This window comes from Oscillibacter sp., assembly GCF_031978065.1.
Classification (GTDB): Bacteria; Bacillota; Clostridia; order Oscillospirales; family Oscillospiraceae; genus Oscillibacter.
Window position 1 is genome coordinate 1 of sequence record NZ_DALZCH010000071.1, and the last position, 17261, is coordinate 17261.

Annotated in this window: 20 protein-coding genes; 12 read left to right on the plus strand and 8 right to left on the minus strand. The window is 57.9% G+C overall.

What is annotated here, in order from left to right; translation table 11 throughout:
* From RTK01_RS11160 to RTK01_RS11170, 3 genes are all read right to left on the minus strand, one after another.
* A partial coding sequence (locus RTK01_RS11160; protein ID WP_312281043.1) for a LysM domain-containing protein occupies nucleotides 1-478 on the minus strand: 478 nt, incomplete at its 3' end.
* Between the two features lie 192 nt (nucleotides 479-670).
* The gene (locus tag RTK01_RS11165; protein ID WP_312281044.1) at nucleotides 671-1072 is read right to left on the minus strand and encodes a hypothetical protein; all 402 of its coding nucleotides are present in this window, start codon (nucleotides 1070-1072) and stop codon (nucleotides 671-673) included.
* 87 nt (nucleotides 1073-1159) lie between these two features.
* The gene (locus tag RTK01_RS11170) at nucleotides 1160-1339 is read right to left on the minus strand and encodes a hypothetical protein (RefSeq protein ID WP_312281045.1); all 180 of its coding nucleotides are present in this window, start codon (nucleotides 1337-1339) and stop codon (nucleotides 1160-1162) included.
* 220 nt (nucleotides 1340-1559) lie between these two features.
* Here RTK01_RS11170 and RTK01_RS11175 point away from each other — a divergent pair, with 220 nt between their 5' ends.
* The 4 genes from RTK01_RS11175 to RTK01_RS11190 all read left to right on the plus strand — a co-directional run bounded on the left by RTK01_RS11175 (nucleotide 1560) and on the right by RTK01_RS11190 (nucleotide 4222).
* The gene (locus RTK01_RS11175) at nucleotides 1560-2465 is read left to right on the plus strand and encodes a selenium metabolism-associated LysR family transcriptional regulator (RefSeq protein ID WP_312281046.1); all 906 of its coding nucleotides are present in this window, start codon (nucleotides 1560-1562) and stop codon (nucleotides 2463-2465) included.
* 183 nt (nucleotides 2466-2648) lie between these two features.
* Nucleotides 2649-3764 (plus strand): YedE family putative selenium transporter, encoded by a 1116-nt coding sequence (gene yedE, locus RTK01_RS11180; RefSeq protein WP_312281047.1) that lies wholly within the window; start codon nucleotides 2649-2651, stop codon nucleotides 3762-3764.
* Nucleotides 3765-3779: 15 nt separating this feature from the next.
* Nucleotides 3780-3983, plus strand: a complete 204-nt coding sequence (locus tag RTK01_RS11185; protein ID WP_293009351.1) for a sulfurtransferase TusA family protein — start codon at nucleotides 3780-3782, stop codon at nucleotides 3981-3983.
* Nucleotides 3980-4222, plus strand: a complete 243-nt coding sequence (locus tag RTK01_RS11190; protein ID WP_312281048.1) for a DUF3343 domain-containing protein — start codon at nucleotides 3980-3982, stop codon at nucleotides 4220-4222. Before RTK01_RS11185 ends, RTK01_RS11190 begins: the two co-directional genes overlap by 4 nt.
* 245 nt (nucleotides 4223-4467) lie before the next feature.
* On the opposite strand, the gene upp is transcribed toward RTK01_RS11190, so the two are convergent.
* The 3 genes from upp to tsaE are packed head-to-tail and all read right to left on the minus strand — an operon-like array spanning nucleotide 4468 to nucleotide 6232.
* Entirely contained in the window at nucleotides 4468-5100 is a 633-nt protein-coding gene (gene upp / locus RTK01_RS11195; RefSeq protein WP_294855753.1) for a uracil phosphoribosyltransferase, read from the minus strand.
* On the minus strand, nucleotides 5097-5807 hold the full coding sequence (tsaB, locus tag RTK01_RS11200) for a tRNA (adenosine(37)-N6)-threonylcarbamoyltransferase complex dimerization subunit type 1 TsaB (protein ID WP_312281049.1): 711 nt from the start codon (nucleotides 5805-5807) through the stop codon (nucleotides 5097-5099). Before tsaB ends, upp begins: the two co-directional genes overlap by 4 nt.
* Nucleotides 5804-6232 carry a tRNA (adenosine(37)-N6)-threonylcarbamoyltransferase complex ATPase subunit type 1 TsaE gene (gene tsaE / locus RTK01_RS11205; RefSeq protein WP_312281050.1) on the minus strand — a complete coding sequence of 143 codons (429 nt, stop codon included), beginning with the start codon at nucleotides 6230-6232 and terminating at the stop codon, nucleotides 5804-5806. The genes tsaB and tsaE overlap by 4 nt, the downstream gene beginning before the upstream one ends.
* Nucleotides 6233-6435: 203 nt before the next feature.
* Between tsaE and RTK01_RS11210 the strand changes: the two genes are divergently transcribed.
* Together RTK01_RS11210 and RTK01_RS11215 are read left to right on the plus strand one after the other, a co-directional pair.
* The gene (locus RTK01_RS11210; RefSeq protein WP_312281051.1) at nucleotides 6436-7593 is read left to right on the plus strand and encodes an FtsW/RodA/SpoVE family cell cycle protein; all 1158 of its coding nucleotides are present in this window, start codon (nucleotides 6436-6438) and stop codon (nucleotides 7591-7593) included.
* Between the two features lie 312 nt (nucleotides 7594-7905).
* Nucleotides 7906-8991: a metal ABC transporter substrate-binding protein gene (locus RTK01_RS11215; protein WP_312281052.1), complete on the plus strand. Its 1086-nt coding sequence runs from the start codon at nucleotides 7906-7908 to the stop codon at nucleotides 8989-8991.
* Between the two features lie 37 nt (nucleotides 8992-9028).
* Here RTK01_RS11215 and RTK01_RS11220 read toward each other — a convergent pair whose 3' ends face one another.
* Nucleotides 9029-9946, minus strand: coding sequence for an RluA family pseudouridine synthase (locus tag RTK01_RS11220; protein WP_312281053.1), 918 nt, complete (start codon nucleotides 9944-9946; stop codon nucleotides 9029-9031).
* A 230-nt stretch (nucleotides 9947-10176) separates the two neighbouring features.
* Between RTK01_RS11220 and RTK01_RS11225 the strand changes: the two genes are divergently transcribed.
* The 3 genes from RTK01_RS11225 (at nucleotide 10177) to RTK01_RS11235 (ending at nucleotide 13925) form a co-directional block, all read left to right on the plus strand.
* Nucleotides 10177-11955 (plus strand): ABC-F family ATP-binding cassette domain-containing protein, encoded by a 1779-nt coding sequence (locus RTK01_RS11225; RefSeq protein ID WP_312281054.1) that lies wholly within the window; start codon nucleotides 10177-10179, stop codon nucleotides 11953-11955.
* A 179-nt stretch (nucleotides 11956-12134) separates the two neighbouring features.
* Complete coding sequence (locus RTK01_RS11230; protein WP_312281055.1) at nucleotides 12135-12500, plus strand: BlaI/MecI/CopY family transcriptional regulator; 366 nt, start codon at nucleotides 12135-12137, stop codon at nucleotides 12498-12500.
* 3 nt (nucleotides 12501-12503) lie between these two features.
* Nucleotides 12504-13925, plus strand: a complete 1422-nt coding sequence (locus RTK01_RS11235) for a M56 family metallopeptidase (protein ID WP_312281056.1) — start codon at nucleotides 12504-12506, stop codon at nucleotides 13923-13925.
* Between the two features lie 204 nt (nucleotides 13926-14129).
* Here RTK01_RS11235 and RTK01_RS11240 read toward each other — a convergent pair whose 3' ends face one another.
* Nucleotides 14130-14579 (minus strand): CBS domain-containing protein, encoded by a 450-nt coding sequence (locus RTK01_RS11240; protein WP_312281057.1) that lies wholly within the window; start codon nucleotides 14577-14579, stop codon nucleotides 14130-14132.
* Between the two features lie 190 nt (nucleotides 14580-14769).
* Between RTK01_RS11240 and RTK01_RS11245 the strand changes: the two genes are divergently transcribed.
* The 3 genes from RTK01_RS11245 to RTK01_RS11255 all read left to right on the plus strand — a co-directional run.
* Nucleotides 14770-15429 (plus strand): Crp/Fnr family transcriptional regulator, encoded by a 660-nt coding sequence (locus tag RTK01_RS11245; RefSeq protein WP_312281058.1) that lies wholly within the window; start codon nucleotides 14770-14772, stop codon nucleotides 15427-15429.
* Nucleotides 15430-15639: 210 nt separating this feature from the next.
* The gene (locus RTK01_RS11250; protein ID WP_312281059.1) at nucleotides 15640-16482 is read left to right on the plus strand and encodes a sulfide/dihydroorotate dehydrogenase-like FAD/NAD-binding protein; all 843 of its coding nucleotides are present in this window, start codon (nucleotides 15640-15642) and stop codon (nucleotides 16480-16482) included.
* Nucleotide 16483: 1 nt separating this feature from the next.
* A partial coding sequence (locus RTK01_RS11255; RefSeq protein WP_312281060.1) for an NAD(P)-binding protein occupies nucleotides 16484-17261 on the plus strand: 778 nt, incomplete at its 3' end.

The window sequence follows — 17261 nt, forward strand, 5'->3', positions numbered from 1 at the left end:
TAGGAGTGGGCATAGGAGTGGGCATAGGAGTGGGCATAGGAGTCGGCATAGGAGTAGGAGCCGGCGGCTGCGGTGCGGGTGCGGGCGCAAGAGGAATGCAGACTACATCGCCGATTTGCAGGTTTCGGGCGTCCACGCCCGGATTAAGGTCCAGAATGCTTTGCAAGCTGACTCCGTGGGTTTGGGAGAGCTTCCACAAGGTGTCTCCAGTACGAATTATGTACGAGGAGGCACCCCTTGGGCAAGTGCGGGGCGCGGGTGACGTGGATGGGGGCGACGGAGATACGGAGGATGTGGACGCAGGGATGCAGAGCGTTGCGCCAATCTTCAGATTCCGTGGATCAACGCCCGGGTTGAGGTCCAGAATGCTCTGGACGCTGACGCCGTTTGCCTGAGAGAGCTTCCAGAGCGTATCTCCGCTTTTGATGGTGTGCTGCATAGAGTTTGAAGGACATGTTTTCGAATACATCTGATACATATATAAACACCTTGCATCTGTTAAAATTGACGGGAGGAACAGCTCGCTGTTCCATCTTATGCAGGGTGCGCACGTTTGCCCCTAAACCGGAGGCAATGAAAAAGCGCGCCGTCCGAAGACGGCGCCTTTTTATTGCGGACGTATGCCGCTCCGGGCATTCAGGACAAAGCGGCCTTGCCGGGTGCGGAGAGGTTAGTAGAGAGATTCGGTAAAATCCACTAACTCAATGTTGTCAAATTCAACGCTATTAAAATAAAGTCCCGGACCTGCGCTCCTTGTCCGCCAGTCGTATGTAATCCGTGCCTCAATGGGGAACCACCGCCCGGAGGTGCCCTCCTTGACCAAGGCCCTGAAAACACCCTTCTGACGATAAGTCTGGTTGGGGGTAATGGGGGTGTACTGTTCGGAAGGCTCGAAATTTGACTCCAGCATTAAGAGAGATTTTGGCTTGACGCCGTAGTTAATCCAATCCAAAAGGGCCGTTTCGGATTCCTGAGTGGGCAAAAAGCGGGCCTCGCCTAAAAAAACGCCCGTTTCGATATTGTAAGCGTCCACACTGGGGTTGATTAGCTGGGAAAACACGTCCGCAATCACTCCTCTCCTCACCGTATTTTATGACGGCGCAGAGCGGAATAACACAGCGTTTTGGAGATTTTGCAGCCCGCGTTCCTTTGGAAAGGACTACTGGCCACGCCATAGTTCCGGATTCAGCCGGATAAACATGGCGGCAAAGGGCAGCAGAATTAGCAGACCCAGCCCGTCCACTCCACAAAGGGCCCACGACAGGAAAAGGCCCGCCGCGAGGGCCAGAACGCTCAGCAGAAGCCGGACGCGCGGCGACAGGTGAAAGATACGTTTCATAGTTCCTCCCGGGCGCGTGCGTTGCGCCCGACCTTAATTTTAGAGGAAGATTGCCGCGAAATTCGTCGAAAAACGAAGAGGGGTTGACAGTCGGGGGGGAAAAGCCCTATCATAGAGCGACAGAAAGCTCGTGTGCCGGCTTTGCGCCCGGAAGGTCCCGGGTCTGCAAAGCCGGATTGTCCGGACGGGAGACGCGCCCGCCGGGATTGTGAGGATGGATATGCTGAGAATCAATTTGAAACAACTGGAAGCGTTCACCGCCACGGCGGAATATGGCAGCTTTACCAGAGCGGCGGAGGAGCTTTACCTCACGCAGTCCACCGTCAGCGCGCATATTCTGGCGCTGGAGGAGGCCATGGGCGTTCAACTGATTCTGCGTGGCGCACGGCGCAAGCTGACGCTGACGGAAGAGGGGCGGCGGGTTTATGGTGCCGCGCGGGACATTCTGGACCGCTGCCGCCTGTTGCAGGACCCCATGGCGGCGGAGGGTCGGGTGGAGCTGAGCGTCGGCGCGTCCACGGTTCCGGCCCAGTATTTGCTGCCGGGGCTGCTCTCCGGCTTTCTCCAGCGCCACGGGGAAAGCCGCTTTCTTCTCCGCAGGGGGGATAGCGCGCAGGTTCACAGCCTTTTGAGTCAGGGCGAGGTGCGCATCGGCGTGGTGGGCGCCGCGCCGGATCGGCGGACCTTTGCCTGCCAGACCCTGTGCGAGGACCGGCTGGTGCTGGTCACCGCCGTCACGGAGCGGTTTCAGGCCCTCAAGGCCCGGGGAGCCTGCGGACGGGACATGATAGAAGAGCCCTTCATTATCCGTGAGGAGACCTCCGGCACCCGTCAGGCCGCGGAGACGTATTGGAGGAAGCACGGCATTCTGCCGGAGAAGCTGCATATCGTTGCCTGTATGGACAATCCGGAGGCCATCCGCCGCAGCGTGACGGGGGGAATGGGCGTTTCGGTGATGTCGGAGCTGTCCGTACGGGAAGAGGCGGAGGCCGGTCGGCTGCTGACCTTTGAGCTGGACGAGGAAGGCTTTTCCCGGCGGATTTATCTTGTCTGGCGCAGGGACGTGAGTCTCAGCAGGACGGAGCAGGCGTTTGTGAGCTACCTGAAGGCGGAGTTAAAAAGATAAAAAGCGGAGAGCGGCACGAGTCCGCTCTCCGTTCTTTCGTACAAAGCAAAACTTATCGCAAAAAACGATAGTAACTATTTCGAAATTGTAAACAAAGATTGGCCTTTTTAGAGGAACTATTTTATAATAAATTCCAAGAACCGTGGGAAAATACGGAAATTTTGTATAGCTGGGAGAGTTGAAATGAAAAAGGTGAATTGGGTTGTGGTGGCTGCCGGAGGACTGGTGGGTCTGGCGGCGGTGGCGCTGACAATGCTGGGAAACCCCGCCAACATGGGGTTTTGTATTGCCTGCTTCCTGCGGGACATTGCCGGCGCGGTGGGACTTCACGGTGCGGCCAAGGTGCAGTATGCCCGTCCCGAGGTCATCGGATTGGTGCTGGGCGCGTTCATCATGTCCGTGGCCGGGAAGGAATTCCGGGCAAAGGCGGGATCCTCTCCTGCCACGCGGTTTGTTCTGGGAATCTTTGTAATGATCGGCGCGCTTGCATTTTTGGGCTGCCCGCTGCGGATGGTGCTGCGCCTTGGCGGCGGAGACGCCAACGCCATTGTGGGCCTTGTGGGCTTTACGCTGGGCATTCTGGTGGGCGTGCAGTTCCTCAAGCGGGGCTTCTCTTTAAGGCGCGCCTATGAGGTGAGTCGGGCAGAGGGCGGTGTGCTGCCCGCCGTGATGGCGGGGCTGCTGCTGATTCTGCTGGTGGTTCCTTCTCTTCTGAAGTTCAGCGAGGAGGGCCCCGGCTCCAAGCACGCGCCCGCGCTGATTGCGCTGGTGGTTGCGCTGGTGGTGGGCGCGCTTGCCCAGCGGGCCAGACTGTGCACCGTGGGCGGTATCCGGGATGCGCTGCTGTTTCAGGATTTCAAGCTGCTGTACGGCTTCATTGCCATTTTCCTTGTGGTGCTGGTGGGCAACCTCATCAACGGGAATTTCCACTTCGGCTTCACGCTCCAGCCCGTGGCCCACAGCAGCCACCTTTGGAATCTGCTGGGCATGACGCTGGTGGGCTGGGGTTCTGTGCTGCTGGGGGGCTGCCCCCTGCGCCAGTTGATTCTGGCCGGTGAGGGCAACGGCGATTCCGCTGTCACCGTGTTCGGAATGATCGTGGGCGGCGCGCTAGCCCACAACTTTGGTCTGGCGGGCAATCCCGATGCGCTGAACGAGGCCAAGGAGCTGGTGGTGGGCGGAATCTCCAACACCGGCAAGGTCGCGGTGCTTCTGGGCTTTGCGGTGCTGGCCGTGATTTCCGTGGTAAACCTGCCGAAAGAGGAAAAAGTTGCCGCCCGGCAGACAACGGCGGTATAAGAGGAGGAATTCAGAATGATTGACGCAAGAGGCTATTCCTGTCCCACTCCTGTGGTAATGGTGCAAAAAGAGGTGAAGCAGAGCAGTCCTGCGGAGCTGGAGGTTTTGGTGGACAACCAGTGCTCCGTGGAAAACGTGACCCGCTATGCGGGCGGTAGCGGCTATCAGGTGTCCGTGACGCCGGAGGGCCGGGACTTCCGCCTGCTGCTCAAGAAATGAGCTGCTATGTCGCCACGTTTTACACCCATCTGGCGGCGCTGACCACCGCCCGCGCACTGGCTAACCGGGGTGTTTCCGCCAAGATGATGCCCGCGCCCCGGAAACTCAGTTCCTCCTGTGGCACCTGCCTGCGCTATGAAGCGAAGGACCCTTGCCTTTCGGACATGGATGTGGATATGGAGCAGGTCTGCACGCTGGAGGCGGGAGAGCTATACACCGTGCTGATCAAAAACGCGTGACACGCGGCGGACATGGTTTTGGGAGGAGATAAGAGCAGCCCGTCAGTTTCGGCGGCCTTGTGTGTTGCCGTGAAATTTAAAGGTTTTCAGAGGGGTATCTTTGGCCATTTTGGAACTGCTTTAAGCTGCAAAAAAGGGGTCTCGCCGTTTTGAAACGGCGGGACCCCTTTTCAATAAATCAAGGGTAATGAAATTTGATGAAAACAGGGCATAGGCTTGTGCAGGCGCTTTGGGCCGCAGAGGAATTACTTGGTGCCGAAAATCCGGTCTCCCGCGTCGCCAAGACCGGGGACGATATAGCCGTGGTCGTTCAGGTGGTCGTCCAGAGCGGCAATATAGATTTCCACATCGGGATGGTCTTTTTCCACGCGCTTGATGCCCTCCGGCGCGGCAAGCACGTCCATCAGCTTAATGTGCTTGCAGCCGTATTCCTTCATGAAGGTGATGGCGGCAGAGGCGGAGCCGCCCGTGGCAAGCATGGGGTCCACGATGATCACGTCCCGCTCCGCGATGTCGGCGGGCATTTTGCAGTAATATTTCACCGGCTCCAGCGTCTCCGGGTCCCGAAACAGGCCGATATGCCCCACCCGGGCGGCGGGAATCATTTTCAAAACGCCGTCCACCATGCCAAGGCCCGCCCGCAGAATGGGCACAATGGCAAGTTTTTTGCCCGCCAGAGTCTTGAAAACGCCGGGAGCCACGGGAGTTTCCACCTCCACATCCTCCAGAGGCAGGTCGCGGGTGGCCTCGTAGGTCATCAGCATGGCAATTTCGCACACCAGTTCCCGGAAGTCCTTGGTGCTGGTGTCCTTGTTGCGCAGGATGGTCAGCTTGTGCTGAAGCAGGGGATGGTTCAGAATGTGGGTGTTGTCGTTCATGTCGCGTTCTCCTTCTTTATTCTGTCTCGCAGCCGCTCCGCCTGAGCGGGGCGCAGATATACGGGGGAAAGGTTCTGGGCTGTGGTCAGCGCGCCTGCTTCGGCCAGCTCTCCGGCGGCAAGGGCCACGCCCACGGCGTGTTGATGCAGAAGCCTTGCGGGAGCTAAGGCGCAGGAGATTCCCGCCTCCTCCAGCGCTCGCTGGCACAGAGCGCCGCCGTCGCCCACGGCAATGAGTGGGCGGGGGTCGCCGCGCAGCTCCTCGGCCAAATCCGCAAGGCCGATGGCCCGGTCTTCGCATAGACGGGTGAGCTTGCCGTCCTTCGCTTCAAATAGGGCGTTGTAGACTTGCGCCCGGCGGGCGTCCATTGCGCAGACAATCAGGCCATTCATATGGCTCAGCCCCAGCGCCATGGCGTACAGCGTGGAAACGCCTGCGGCCGGAAGATTTGCGGCGAAGGCCAGCCCCTTTGCGGCAGCCACGCCGATGCGGATGCCGGTAAAGGACCCTGGCCCGGCGGCCACGGCAATCAGACCCAAATCAGCCACGCTTAAATCCGCGTTTTTCAATAAAGATTCCACCATAGGCATGAGAGTCCGGCTGTGGGTCAGCCCGGTGTTCTGATAGCAGGAGGCCAGCACCTGCCCGTCCTCCGTCACGGCGGCAGAGCATGCCTTGGCGGAGGTTTCCATCGCTAAAATTTTCAAAAGCCGTCCACTCCCTCCACCGTAATGCCGCGCCAGCCGTCGCTCTCCGGGCGGCGGGAAAAGCGCACCCACACCGTGTCCTCCGGCAACGCGTCTTCCACCCGCTCGCTCCACTCCACGGCGCACACGCCGCCCCGGCCCGGGTAATCCTCCCAGCCGATGTCAAACAGCGCGTCGGAGTCCGGCAGGCGGTACATATCGAAGTGAAACAGAGGAATGCGGCCCTCGTATTCGTTGACAATGGTGAAGGTGGGGCTTGTGACCTGGCCCGTACAGCCAAGTCCCAGGGCAAGCCCCCGTGTAAACGCCGTTTTCCCCATGCCCAGCTCACCCTGAAAGGCCAGCACGGTCCCCGGTGACAGACGCTTTCCCAGCGCCTCGCCGAGTAATTCCGTCTCGGCCTCGCTGTGGGACAGATACTCCATTTTTCCGCCTCCTCTCCCGGAACGCCGCCGCGCAATTTTCGGCCTTGGCCAAAAATGCGGTGGACGTGCCCTAAAAAATTACCGGAAATAGTATAGCACAGTTTTTCCTCCGTGTAAAAACAAATTTCATTGGTTTACACGCCGTACCTCCTGTGGTATACTATATACTCTGTAAAATCACGGTTTTTCTGATAGGAGCTGCCATGTTCAACCGTCTTCGCGCCACACTGTCCGATTTTTTTCAGCAGGCTGATTTGGTCCTGCTGGGCCTTTGCTGCGGGTGTACTCTGTTTGGAATGGTGCTGATTGCCAGCGCCACTCGATACATGGGGACCGGCAGTATGATTCGATTTGTAGGTGTTCAGGGCGCGGCCATGCTGATTGGTCTTGTTGCCTACGTGCTGCTGTCCATGGTAAACGTGGAGCTTTTGGTGAAGCACTGGAAGCTCATTCTGGGGGCCAGCATAGTTCTTCTTCTGCTGCTGCGAACACCGTTGGGTGTCGTACGAAATGGAAACCGGGCGTGGTTGGAGATTCCCCATGTGCCCTTTTCCATCCAGCCGGCGGAGGTGGTGAAAATTGCCTTTATCATTCTTCTGTCCAAGCAGCTTGAATGGGTGAAGGAGCGGCGGCGGGAGCTGAAGAGCCTTGGCAGTGTGGCGGGGCCAACGGGCCACCTCCTGTTTATGGTGGGGCTGATTTACGTGGTGTCCAGCGACATGGGAAGTGCGCTGGTCTATGTGTTCATCTTTGTGTGCGTCTCGCTGGTGGCGGGGGTTGCGTGGCGGTGGTTTATTCTCGGCGGCGGGGGAATGGCGGCGGGAGTTCTGGCGCTGTATTTTATGGGAAAGCTGCCCTCCCACATGGCGGACCGGTTTCGCGTGCTGTTTGAACACAGCTTTGACCCACGGGGGGTTGGCTGGCAGCAGACCCGTGGACTGCTGGCGCTGGGCAGCGGCGGCTGGTTTGGGCAGGGGCTGTTTCAAGGGACCCAAACTCAGGCGGGCCGGGGTGCTCTGCCGGAGCGGCATACGGACTTTATATTTGCCATGATTGGCGAGGAGCTGGGCTTTTTTGGGTGTCTTCTGGTAATTGTGCTGCTGACGGCGATTATCCTGCGCTGCCTGTGGGTGGCGCGGCGGGCCACCACGGACTATGCCCGGTTGGTATGCGTGGGCATTGCGGGAATGCTGATTTTCCAGACGGTGGAGAACATCGGCATGTGCCTGTTCGTCATGCCCGTCATTGGGCTGACGCTGCCCTTTTTCAGTTATGGAGGCTCCTCCATCGTCACACTGTATGCCGCCATGGGCATCGTTTCCGGCGTGAAAAAACGGGCGCTGATGAACTGGAACCGATAGCGACCATAATTTATTAAGGTAAAATAAAGCCCCCGCGCTCCACAAGGCGGAGCGCGGGGGCTTTCTCATCGGGAATATTCGAGGCGAAACGCTTCAACTGAGACCGCACTTTCTGCTTTGCGGTAGGAGTTTTCCGCTGGGTTGCGGTTTTACTTTGTCTGCCGAAAAACCTGACGCAAGAATCCCACACTTACCTTTGTGCGGTGTTATCCTAAAAGTAAAAAAACTGGGAAATTTGGGGTTGCAATTTTATTTTGGCTGTGCTATACTTCTGAATATGAAAATCGTTCTCAATTTGAAAGGAGCATTACATTGAAGATAAATATGTTGAAGCTGCTGGCGGTGGTGTCCGCCGCAGTGGTGCTGGCTGGCTGCGGTGCGACGGGGGGCGCCGCGCAAAGCGCGGAAGGCGCAGCTTCTTCTCAGGAGCAGGAAGCCAAGCTGCGGGTGACGGCCACCGTGTTCCCCGCGTATGACTTTGCCCGGGCCGTGTGCGGCGATCTGGCGGAGGTGACGCTGCTGCTGCCCCCCGGGGCGGAGAGCCACAGTTATGAGCCCACGCCAAAGGATATCGTAAACGTGGGAAGCAGCGACCTGTTTTTGTATCTGGGCGGCGAGTCCGACACATGGGTGGAGACACTTTTGAAGACCGTGGACGACGGTGTGAGCCGCATGAAAATGATGGACTGCGTGGAGCTGAAGGAAGAGGCCGAAATTGAGGGCATGACCGCAGAGGAGGACCACAGCCACAGCGGAGACGACCATGACCACGACGAGGATGCGCATGACGAAGCCGCAGAGCACCACGATGAAGATGCCCACGCCAACGATGAGGACGAGCATGACGAGGACGGAGCCGGGCAGGTTTTGGAGTACGACGAGCATGTGTGGACATCCCCGGTGAACGCCGCCGCCATCACCACCGCCATCGGCGAGCGAATGGCCGAGCTGGACCCGGCGCACGCGGAAAATTATCGGGCCAACGCGGCGGACTATTCGGAAAAGCTGATGGCGCTGGACAAGGAGTTTGAGGACTTCTTTGCAACGGTTTCCAATAAGACCATGGTGTTTGGCGACCGCTTCCCCCTGCGGTACTTTGCGGATGAATACGGAATCAACTGCTATGCCGCTTTCCCCGGATGCAGCACCCAGACCGAGCCTTCCGCCGCCACCATTGCGTTTTTGACGGAGAAGGTGAAGGAAGAAGGTCTTGGAACGGTGTACTACATCGAATTTTCCAACCATCTGGTGGCGGACAGCATCGCGGAGGCCACCGGTGCGCAGACCGCGCTATTCCATAGCTGCCACAACGTTTCCAAGGCGGAGATGGACGCGGGAGCCACCTATCTCACGCTGATGGAAGGGAATCTGGAAACGCTGAAAACCACCATGAAGTAAAAAAGGCCGCCGGGAGACAGCTTCGTCTCCCGGCGGCTTATTTTGTCAGTTCTTTGTCTGTGGGTCCGGATTTCTCAAGCAGGCGGGCCATGTCCTCCGGCAGGGGAGCGAAAAGCTCCAGCGGCTGACCGGTAATGGGATGGGTCAGTGCCATCCGGTAAGAATGGAGAGCCGGGCGGGCGATAAGGTCCGGGTCCTCCGTGCCGTAGAGCCAGTCTCCCGCCAGAGGGCAGCCCACCGCCGCCATGTGGACCCGGAGCTGGTGGGTGCGTCCCGTCTCGGGAAGCAGCCGAAGAAGAGACAAGCCGCTCCGCGTCTCCAAAACCTGAGACCGGCTGATAGCGGACTGCCCGTCGGGACGGACGGTGCGGCGGACGACGGAGGCTTCGTCCCGCCCGATGGGCAGGTCGATGATTCCTTCCGCTGGCTGGGGAACCCCCTCACACACGGCCCGGTACTCCCGAAAAAATCCTCCAGTATGAAGGATTTTGCGCAACAGATCGTGAACGTGGCCGCTTTTGGCAACCGCCATCAGCCCTGTGGTACCCTTGTCCAAACGGTTGACCGCGTGAAAAATGAAGTCCGTTCCACGGGAGTAGGCCAGCGCGCCTGCCACGGTGGGGGTGTCCGGCAGGAAATTGGATACGTGGGCCGTCATGCCCGCAGGCTTGTTGACAACCAAAAGATGCTCGTCCTCCCATATCACCGGCAGAGGCCACGGCCCCGGCACGGGGGCCTCGCGCTGCTGGCGGACGTCCCCGCTCTCAGCGCTCACCGTGTCGCCGGGGGAAAGGACAAGGGTGGTGCGGGCGGGCCGTCCGTTTACCAGAATGCCCCCCTCAGCGCGGGTCAGGCGGGAGATAGCATGGGAGGAAAAGTGCAGTTTTTGCTTTAGAATATGGCGGACGGTGAGACCGGCCTCCGCATCCAGAACGCGGTGAGAAATATAGGGCATGGCTTGCGCTCCCTTCCTCCGGCGGCAAAATCCGTCGCGGGGTGATGATGAATTGCCACAAGGCTAAAAAACACGGCTGAAAGCTGAAAAATAATTGCTTCTCGGCTATTTTAGCACACGCCGGGCGGCAGGGCAAGCTGATCCGGCTTGCGCGATGGGGACGGGTGTAGTAAAATAGAGAAGAAAACAAACGGTGCGGACCCTGTGTCCGGGCCTTGAAGGAGGACCCTATGCTGATCTCGACAGAACGGCTGTCCATCAACTTTGGCGGCAGGCAGTTGTTGGAGGATGTGAATTTTTATCTGAACGAGGGCGACAGGGTGGGCGTCATCGGCGTGAACGGAACCGGAAAGTCCACCTTTTTGCGGGTGCTAGCTCGGGTGATTGAGCCGGATAGCGGCACGGTGCGCCGGGATCCCAACGTGCAGGTGAGCTTTCTTTCCCAGAACCCGGAGTTGGACGACGGCGCCACCGTTTTGGAGCAGGTGTTTCTCAGCTTTCCCAAAGAGTTTCGGGCGCTGAACGAGTACGAGGCCGTCTCCATGCTGACCCGGTTGGGGATTTCGGACACGGAGCAGAAAATCGGTACGCTTTCCGGCGGACAGCGCAAGCGGGTGGCCCTTGCGGCGGCGCTGATTCACCCGGCGGATGTGCTGATTCTGGACGAGCCGACGAACCATCTGGACGCGGAGATGGTTTCCTGGCTGGAGGAGCGGCTGCGCCGGTGGACCGGCGGTCTTGTGATGGTGACGCATGACCGCTATTTTCTGGAGCGGGTGGCAAACCGCATCACCGAAGTGGACCGGGCAAAGCTTTATCACTACGAGGCGAACTACTCCAAATATCTGGAGCTGAAGGAGCAGCGCGCCGAGATCGCGCAGGCGGGAGAGCGGAAGCGTCAGGCGATTTTAAAGGTCGAGCGGGAGTGGATCATGCGGGGCTGCCGCGCCCGGAGCACCAAGAGCCGGGATCGGATCGAGCGGTATGAAGCCTTGAAAGATCAGGATGCGCCGGAAGCGGACGAGGCCGTGCGGCTCTCCGCCGCAGCCAGCCGACTTGGAAAGAAAATTATTGAGCTGGACGATGTGTCCAAAGCCTTTGACGGAAAAACTGTCCTCTCCCATTTTTCTTACGGCGTTTTGCGGGACGACCGCATCGGCATCGTGGGCCGCAACGGCGCGGGAAAATCCACTCTGCTGAACCTGATTGCCGGGCGCCTGGAGCCGGACGGCGGCAGCGTGGACGTGGGGGCCACGGTGCGGATCGGATTTTTCTCGCAGGAGGGACGGGAGTTGGATTTAAACCAGCGGGTGTATGACTTTATCCGGGGCATCTCCGACGAGGTGAAAACGGAGGAGGGAACCCTCTCCGCCAAGGACATGATGGAGCGGTTTCTGTTTCCGCCGGAGCTGCAATCGGTTCCCGTGGGCCGTCTTTCCGGTGGTGAGCGGCGAAGACTGTATCTGCTCAGCATTTTGATGTCCGCGCCCAACGTGCTGCTGCTGGACGAGCCGACCAACGATTTGGACGTGACCACCCTCTCTATTTTGGAGGATTATCTGGACACCTTTCCCGGCCCGGTTCTTGCGGTGTCCCACGACCGGTTCTTTCTGGACCGGCTTTCCGGGCAGATTTTTGCTGTGGGCGAGGAGGGCCGGGTGGAGCGGTACACCGGCAACTGGTCGGACTATACGCGCAAGCGGCAGGAAGCGGAGCGGCCCGCAGCCCCGGAAAAGGCTGACCGGGAGGACAGCCGCCGCCCGAGGGAAAAGAAGCTGAAGTTCACCTTCAAGGAACAGCGGGAGTTTGAGAGCATCGACGGCGAGATAGCTGCGTTGGAGGAGGAATTGAAGGCCGTAGCCACCGAAATGGGGGATTGCGGCAGTGATTATGTGAAGCTTCAGGCGCTGACGGGGCGGCAGGAGACGGTGCAGGCGACGCTGGAGGAAAAAACCGAGCGCTGGATGTATCTGAACGAACTGAAGGAGCGGATTGACGCGCAGGAATAATGCGTGGCCCAGCCAACCTATAACCTACGCTGTACCCGGCCCAAAGCCGGGTACAGCGTATTTTTCTGCTTTTAAGCCGACAGGCGGTTTGGCTGGTTCAAAAACCATATTGACAAACCGGTTTACTTGGAATAAACTGAGTCTGGTTTATTCAGAGTAGACTGGATCGGGGGCGCTTTATGCCTGAAATGAAGCTTGGGGCCGTGGAGTCCCGTTTTGCGGAGATTATTTGGGAGAACGAGCCGCTGCACTCGCGGGAGCTGGTGAAGCTGTGTGAGGGGGAGCTAAAATGGAACCGCTCCACCACCTATACGGTGCTTCGCAAGCTCTGCGACCGGGGAATTTTTAAAAACGAGGGCGGCACGGTTACATCCATTTTGTCCCGGCAGGAGTTTTACGCGGTGCAGAGCAGGCAATTTGTGGACGACGCCTTTGACGGTTCGCTTCCGGCGTTCATCGCCGCGTTTACCCGGAGAAAGGACTTGTCAGTGGAGGAGGCGGCGGAAATTCGCCGCATGATTGACGATGCTGTGGAAGAGGGGTGAGCCATGGACGCGGTATTTCTCGAGATATTAAATAGGAGCATCGCAGCAGGATGGTTGATTTTGGCCGTGGCTGCCCTGCGCTTTTTACTGAAAAAAGCGCCTAAGTGGGCGCCCTGCGCTTTGTGGGCTGTGGTCGCCCTTCGGCTGGTGTGCCCGGTTTCATTCGAGAGTATGTTCAGCCTGATTCCAAGCGCACAGACTGCTTCCCGGTCGGCGATTACAGGCGGTTCGTTTGATATCACTTCGGGCTTAAATGCAATCGATGCGCCGTTCAACGCGTATTTCGATAATTATGCCTACGAAAGTGCGGGGAAGCTGGGCGGTACCGGCGGCGGGCTGACGGAGCTTTTGCCATGGGTTTGGCTTACGGGGATAGCGGTCATGCTTCTGTATGCGGGGATCAGCTATCTGAAACTGTACAGGCGGGTAAAGCCGTCGCTCCATGTCCGGGATGCTATCTGGGTTTGCGATGATATCAGAACGCCGTTTCTTTTGGGCATTGCAAGGCCCCGCATTTATCTTCCGTCCAGCATGAACGAATTGCAGCAGGCCTATGTAATTGCCCACGAGCTGGCACATCTGAAACGCCGGGACCACTGGTGGAAGCCGCTGGGATTTCTGCTTCTGGCGGTGTATTGGTTTCATCCTCTCATATGGCTGGCATACGGCCTGTTTTGCCGGGACATCGAGCTGGCCTGTGATGAAGAGGTTGTTTCTTCAATGGAAAAAGGCGACAGAATTGCCTATTCCGAGGCGCTGCTTTCGTGCAGCGTTTCGGGCAAAAAGAGGATGGCCTGTCCGCTGGCCTTTGGCGAGGTGGGGGTGAAGGAACGGATTAAATCCGTTCTGCACTATAAAAGGCCGGCGTTTTGGGTCGTCGCAGTGTCTGTATGCACCTGCGTAGCGGTGGCTGTGTGCTTTTTGACAAATCCAAAAAGTGAAGCGGCGGTGGCACTGTTGGCGGAGACGGAGCAGGCGTCTTTACCCGATGTGGCTGGAGAAACCGTCTTTTCAAGCATCTTTACCTATCACGGCATGGACTACGACCTGGCGGAGCACAACCAGTCCATCAATGCGCTGATGGGCCAATATCCGGTTGGAAAATATATTGTTGTCGAGGGTCATACGGGGCCGGAAAACTTGATCTACTGTGTGTTTGACACCGAAGCGGAACAGTTTGTAAAGGATATTGCGGGCACGAATCTTATCTGGCGGGGCGATGATCTCACAACGGCGGTCTACTCCTTCTGGTCCGAGATCTATGATTACGAGGGCAGGTATCTTGCGTCCGTGGAGTTGCCGGAGGACGGCGGGTATATCAGGGAGCTTGCGTTTTCGGAGGACGGAACGGGGCTGATTGTGACAATCCTGACCAGCGGCGGAGACGAGATGGAGACAACAATTGATATTGGTGGTCGAGTGTAAGCCGAAGCGAATAGCCTGTCTGCTTACCGCCGCAGTTTAGACCGCTTCACTCTTCTGCCCCGGGAGCAACCGGAAAAAGTCGGAAAGAAAACAGCCCGGACCCAATCAGGTCCGGGCTGTTTTGTGCTGTGATACTCCTCGGGGGGAGGTTGTCCCTCTCCCGGCGCGGTTCTTTTATGCGCCGCACCCCGGGGTGGGATAAGCTCAGACAATCCTTTGAAGCTGGGGCCCCACCGCGAATTCCGCGCTTTGGGATAGGCGGCTGAGAATGTCCTTCCGGGTGACAATGCCGATAAACTTCCCCAGGTCGTCCACCACCGGAATAAAATTCTGATTCAGGGCCAGAGAGAGCAAATGCTCGATAGAAGCGGTGATGGGGACGGCTGTATAAGTATTGTCCCGAAGAAGGTCCTGCACAAACAGCTTTTCCGCCGTCTTTTTGGTAAAAACCCCGTCCTGTGCGTCCTCCGCGTCCAGCAGCCGCCAGAGGAAATCGCCCTCGCTGACGGTGCCGATATAGGTTCCGTCCCGTGCGATGACGGGAATGGCGGAGTAGCCATGCCGCCGCATTTTTTCCAGACCCTGACGAAACGTGAAATCGTCATACAGATAGGACACGCTGTTCTTCGGCGTCAGGAAATAAGCGATGTTCACACGCATACCTCTCTTCATTTTTTATTCTGGCAATGGTGTGCCGGAATTTGTAAATTTACTATAACCGATTTTTACCTGTGAATGATGAACAAATTTTTAAATTGCATTGTCCGGGAAAAGAAACTTTACAATGGCAAAAATTTATGTTAAAATGTGATAAATGCAACAAAATTAAAAGGGAGGCACTCTCATGCTGTCAAAAGAGGAATTGGAGGGAAGCCCGATTTTTGAAGGAATCAGCTACGAGAATTATCTTGCCATGCTTAACTGCTTTCAGGCGGTGCAAAAGAGTTATCGCCCCGAGGAGGTAGTCTACGATTTCAGCCGCACCGGGGAGCAGGTGGGGATTCTGGAGCGGGGGGAGGCCTCCCTCATCCGCATTGACGAGGACGGGGTCTCAACAGTTCTGGAAAACCTCACCGCCGGAAATGTCTTTGGCCGCAGTCTTGCCTTCTCCGGGGACGTGAGCGACAGTCTGGAGGTGGTGTGCCGGACGGCCTGCGACGTGCTGTATATTGATTTTCCCCACATATTAAAACGGTGTGAGAAAGCCTGCCAGCACCACAGCCTGCTGGTGCGGAACATGCTGAGACTGATTACCGAGAAGGCCCAGACGTTGGCGGGGCGTGTGGATGTGCTCTCCCGCCGCTCCATCCGGGATAAGCTCCTGTGCTACTTTCGTCAGCAGGCCGAGCGGGAGGGGAGCGACACCTTCACCCTGCCGTTTTCCCTGAGCATGCTGGCGGATTATATCGCCACGGACCGCAGCGCCATGATGCGGGAACTGAAGCATCTCAGGCAGGAGAAACTTATTCAGGCGGAGGGCCGGGAGATCACGCTGCTGTGCTGAGAAGTGGGCCGATGCGATGGAGCAAGGGGTCGGGCAGTCGAAAGACTGTGGAAAAGCGGCTGCCCGTCTGATATCTACAAATGGCACAAAAATTTAGTTAAAATTTTGACAAAAAAACTAGGGAATTGATTTGACGCACTGTGGCCCGTGTGCTAACATGAAAGTACTGTGAAATTCAGGCAAGAGCAATATGAGGAAAGAAGGAAAACTATGTTTCGAATCGTGAGAAAAGAGGCGCTCAAGCCCACCGTTGTGCTGTTTGAGGTTGAAGCCCCCATGATCGCAAAGAAGGCCCAGCCCGGCCAGTTCATCATCCTTCGGGTGGATGAGAACGGCGAGCGCGTCCCCCTGACGATCCATGATTACGACCGCGAGAAGGGCACTGTCAGCATCATTGTCCAAATTGTGGGTGCCACGACGGAGAAGCTGAACCATCTGAATGAGGGCGACTGTCTTCAGGATTTTGTCGGCCCTCTGGGCAAGGCCACCGAGACGGAGGGAAAGAAGAAGGTCTGCGTAGTAGGCGGCGGCGTGGGCTGTGCCATTGCGTACCCCGTGCTGAAAAAGTTCCACGACGACGGGGCGGAAGTCCATGCGGTCATCGGCTTTAAAAGCGCGGATCTGGTGATTTTGGAGGACAAGTTTAAGGCTGCCTCCTCCATCCTGGAAATCTGTACCGACGACGGGTCTTACGGACGGAAAGGTCTGGTCACCGACGCGCTGAAGGAGCTGATCGACGCCGGCAACCAGTACGACGAGATTTTTGCCATCGGCCCCATGATTATGATGAAATTCGTCTCTAAGACCACCGAGCCTTACGGCATCCCCACCACCGTGTCTATGAGCCCCATCATGATCGACGGCACGGGCATGTGCGGCGGCTGCCGCCTGAGCGTTGGCGGCGAGACAAAGTTTGCCTGCGTAGACGGCCCCGATTTCGACGGGCACAAGGTTGACTGGGATCTGGCGGTGAAGCGCAGCCGGATGTACAGCGACTTTGAGAAGCACAAGCATGAGGAAACCTGCAATCTGTTCAGCAAGGAGGCCGAGTGATATGCCTAATATGTCATTGAAGAAGAATCCCATGCCCGCGCAGGACCCCAACGTCCGCAACAAGAACTATGAAGAGGTCACGCTGGGATATACCGAGGAAATGGCGCTGGACGAGGCGCTGCGCTGCCTTAACTGCAAGAATAAGCCCTGTGTAAGCGGCTGTCCCGTGATGATTCATATTCCCGAGTTCATCGCCGAGGCTGCCAAGGGCAACTTTGAAGAGGCGTATCAGATCATTGCCCAGACCAGCTCTCTGCCTGCCGTGTGCGGCCGGGTCTGCCCGCAGGAGAGCCAGTGTGAGAAGTACTGCGTCCGCGGCATCAAGGGCGAGCCGGTGGGCATTGGCCGACTGGAGCGGTTTGTTGCCGACTGGCACAACAACCACGCCTGCGACGCGCCCCCCAGACCCGCGCAAAATGGGCACAAGGTGGCCGTGATCGGCTCCGGCCCCGCGGGTCTTACCTGCGCGGGCGACCTTGCCAAAAAGGGTTATGACGTCACCGTGTTTGAGGCGTTGCACCTTGCGGGCGGCGTTCTGGTGTACGGCATCCCTGAGTTCCGTCTGCCCAAGGCCATTGTCCAGAAGGAAGTGGACGGGTTGAAGGCGCTGGGCGTCACCGTCGCCACGGACACCGTGGTGGGCCGCACCATCTCCATCGACGAGCTGATGGAGGAGGAGGGCTTCGAGGCCGTGTTCATCGGTTCCGGCGCGGGCCTGCCCATGTTTATGAGTATTTCGGGCATCAACTATAAGGGCGTGTTCTCTGCCAACGAGTTTT

What these genes read in the sequence shown, in the direction of transcription:
- RTK01_RS11235 (WP_312281056.1), top strand. Translation starts at nt 12,504, where the DNA reads ATGGACGCGGTATTTCTCGAGATATTAAATAGGAGCATCGCAGCAGGA.
- RTK01_RS11190 (WP_312281048.1), top strand. Translation starts at nt 3,980, where the DNA reads ATGAGCTGCTATGTCGCCACGTTTTACACCCATCTGGCGGCGCTGACC.
- RTK01_RS11245 (WP_312281058.1), top strand. Translation starts at nt 14,770, where the DNA reads ATGCTGTCAAAAGAGGAATTGGAGGGAAGCCCGATTTTTGAAGGAATC.
- RTK01_RS11220 (WP_312281053.1), bottom strand. Translation starts at nt 9,946, where the DNA reads ATGCCCTATATTTCTCACCGCGTTCTGGATGCGGAGGCCGGTCTCACC.
- RTK01_RS11210 (WP_312281051.1), top strand. Translation starts at nt 6,436, where the DNA reads ATGTTCAACCGTCTTCGCGCCACACTGTCCGATTTTTTTCAGCAGGCT.
- RTK01_RS11185 (WP_293009351.1), top strand. Translation starts at nt 3,780, where the DNA reads ATGATTGACGCAAGAGGCTATTCCTGTCCCACTCCTGTGGTAATGGTG.
- RTK01_RS11250 (WP_312281059.1), top strand. Translation starts at nt 15,640, where the DNA reads ATGTTTCGAATCGTGAGAAAAGAGGCGCTCAAGCCCACCGTTGTGCTG.
- yedE (WP_312281047.1), top strand. Translation starts at nt 2,649, where the DNA reads ATGAAAAAGGTGAATTGGGTTGTGGTGGCTGCCGGAGGACTGGTGGGT.
- RTK01_RS11230 (WP_312281055.1), top strand. Translation starts at nt 12,135, where the DNA reads ATGCCTGAAATGAAGCTTGGGGCCGTGGAGTCCCGTTTTGCGGAGATT.
- upp (WP_294855753.1), bottom strand. Translation starts at nt 5,100, where the DNA reads ATGAACGACAACACCCACATTCTGAACCATCCCCTGCTTCAGCACAAG.
- RTK01_RS11175 (WP_312281046.1), top strand. Translation starts at nt 1,560, where the DNA reads ATGCTGAGAATCAATTTGAAACAACTGGAAGCGTTCACCGCCACGGCG.
- tsaE (WP_312281050.1), bottom strand. Translation starts at nt 6,232, where the DNA reads ATGGAGTATCTGTCCCACAGCGAGGCCGAGACGGAATTACTCGGCGAG.
- RTK01_RS11170 (WP_312281045.1), bottom strand. Translation starts at nt 1,339, where the DNA reads ATGAAACGTATCTTTCACCTGTCGCCGCGCGTCCGGCTTCTGCTGAGC.
- RTK01_RS11225 (WP_312281054.1), top strand. Translation starts at nt 10,177, where the DNA reads ATGCTGATCTCGACAGAACGGCTGTCCATCAACTTTGGCGGCAGGCAG.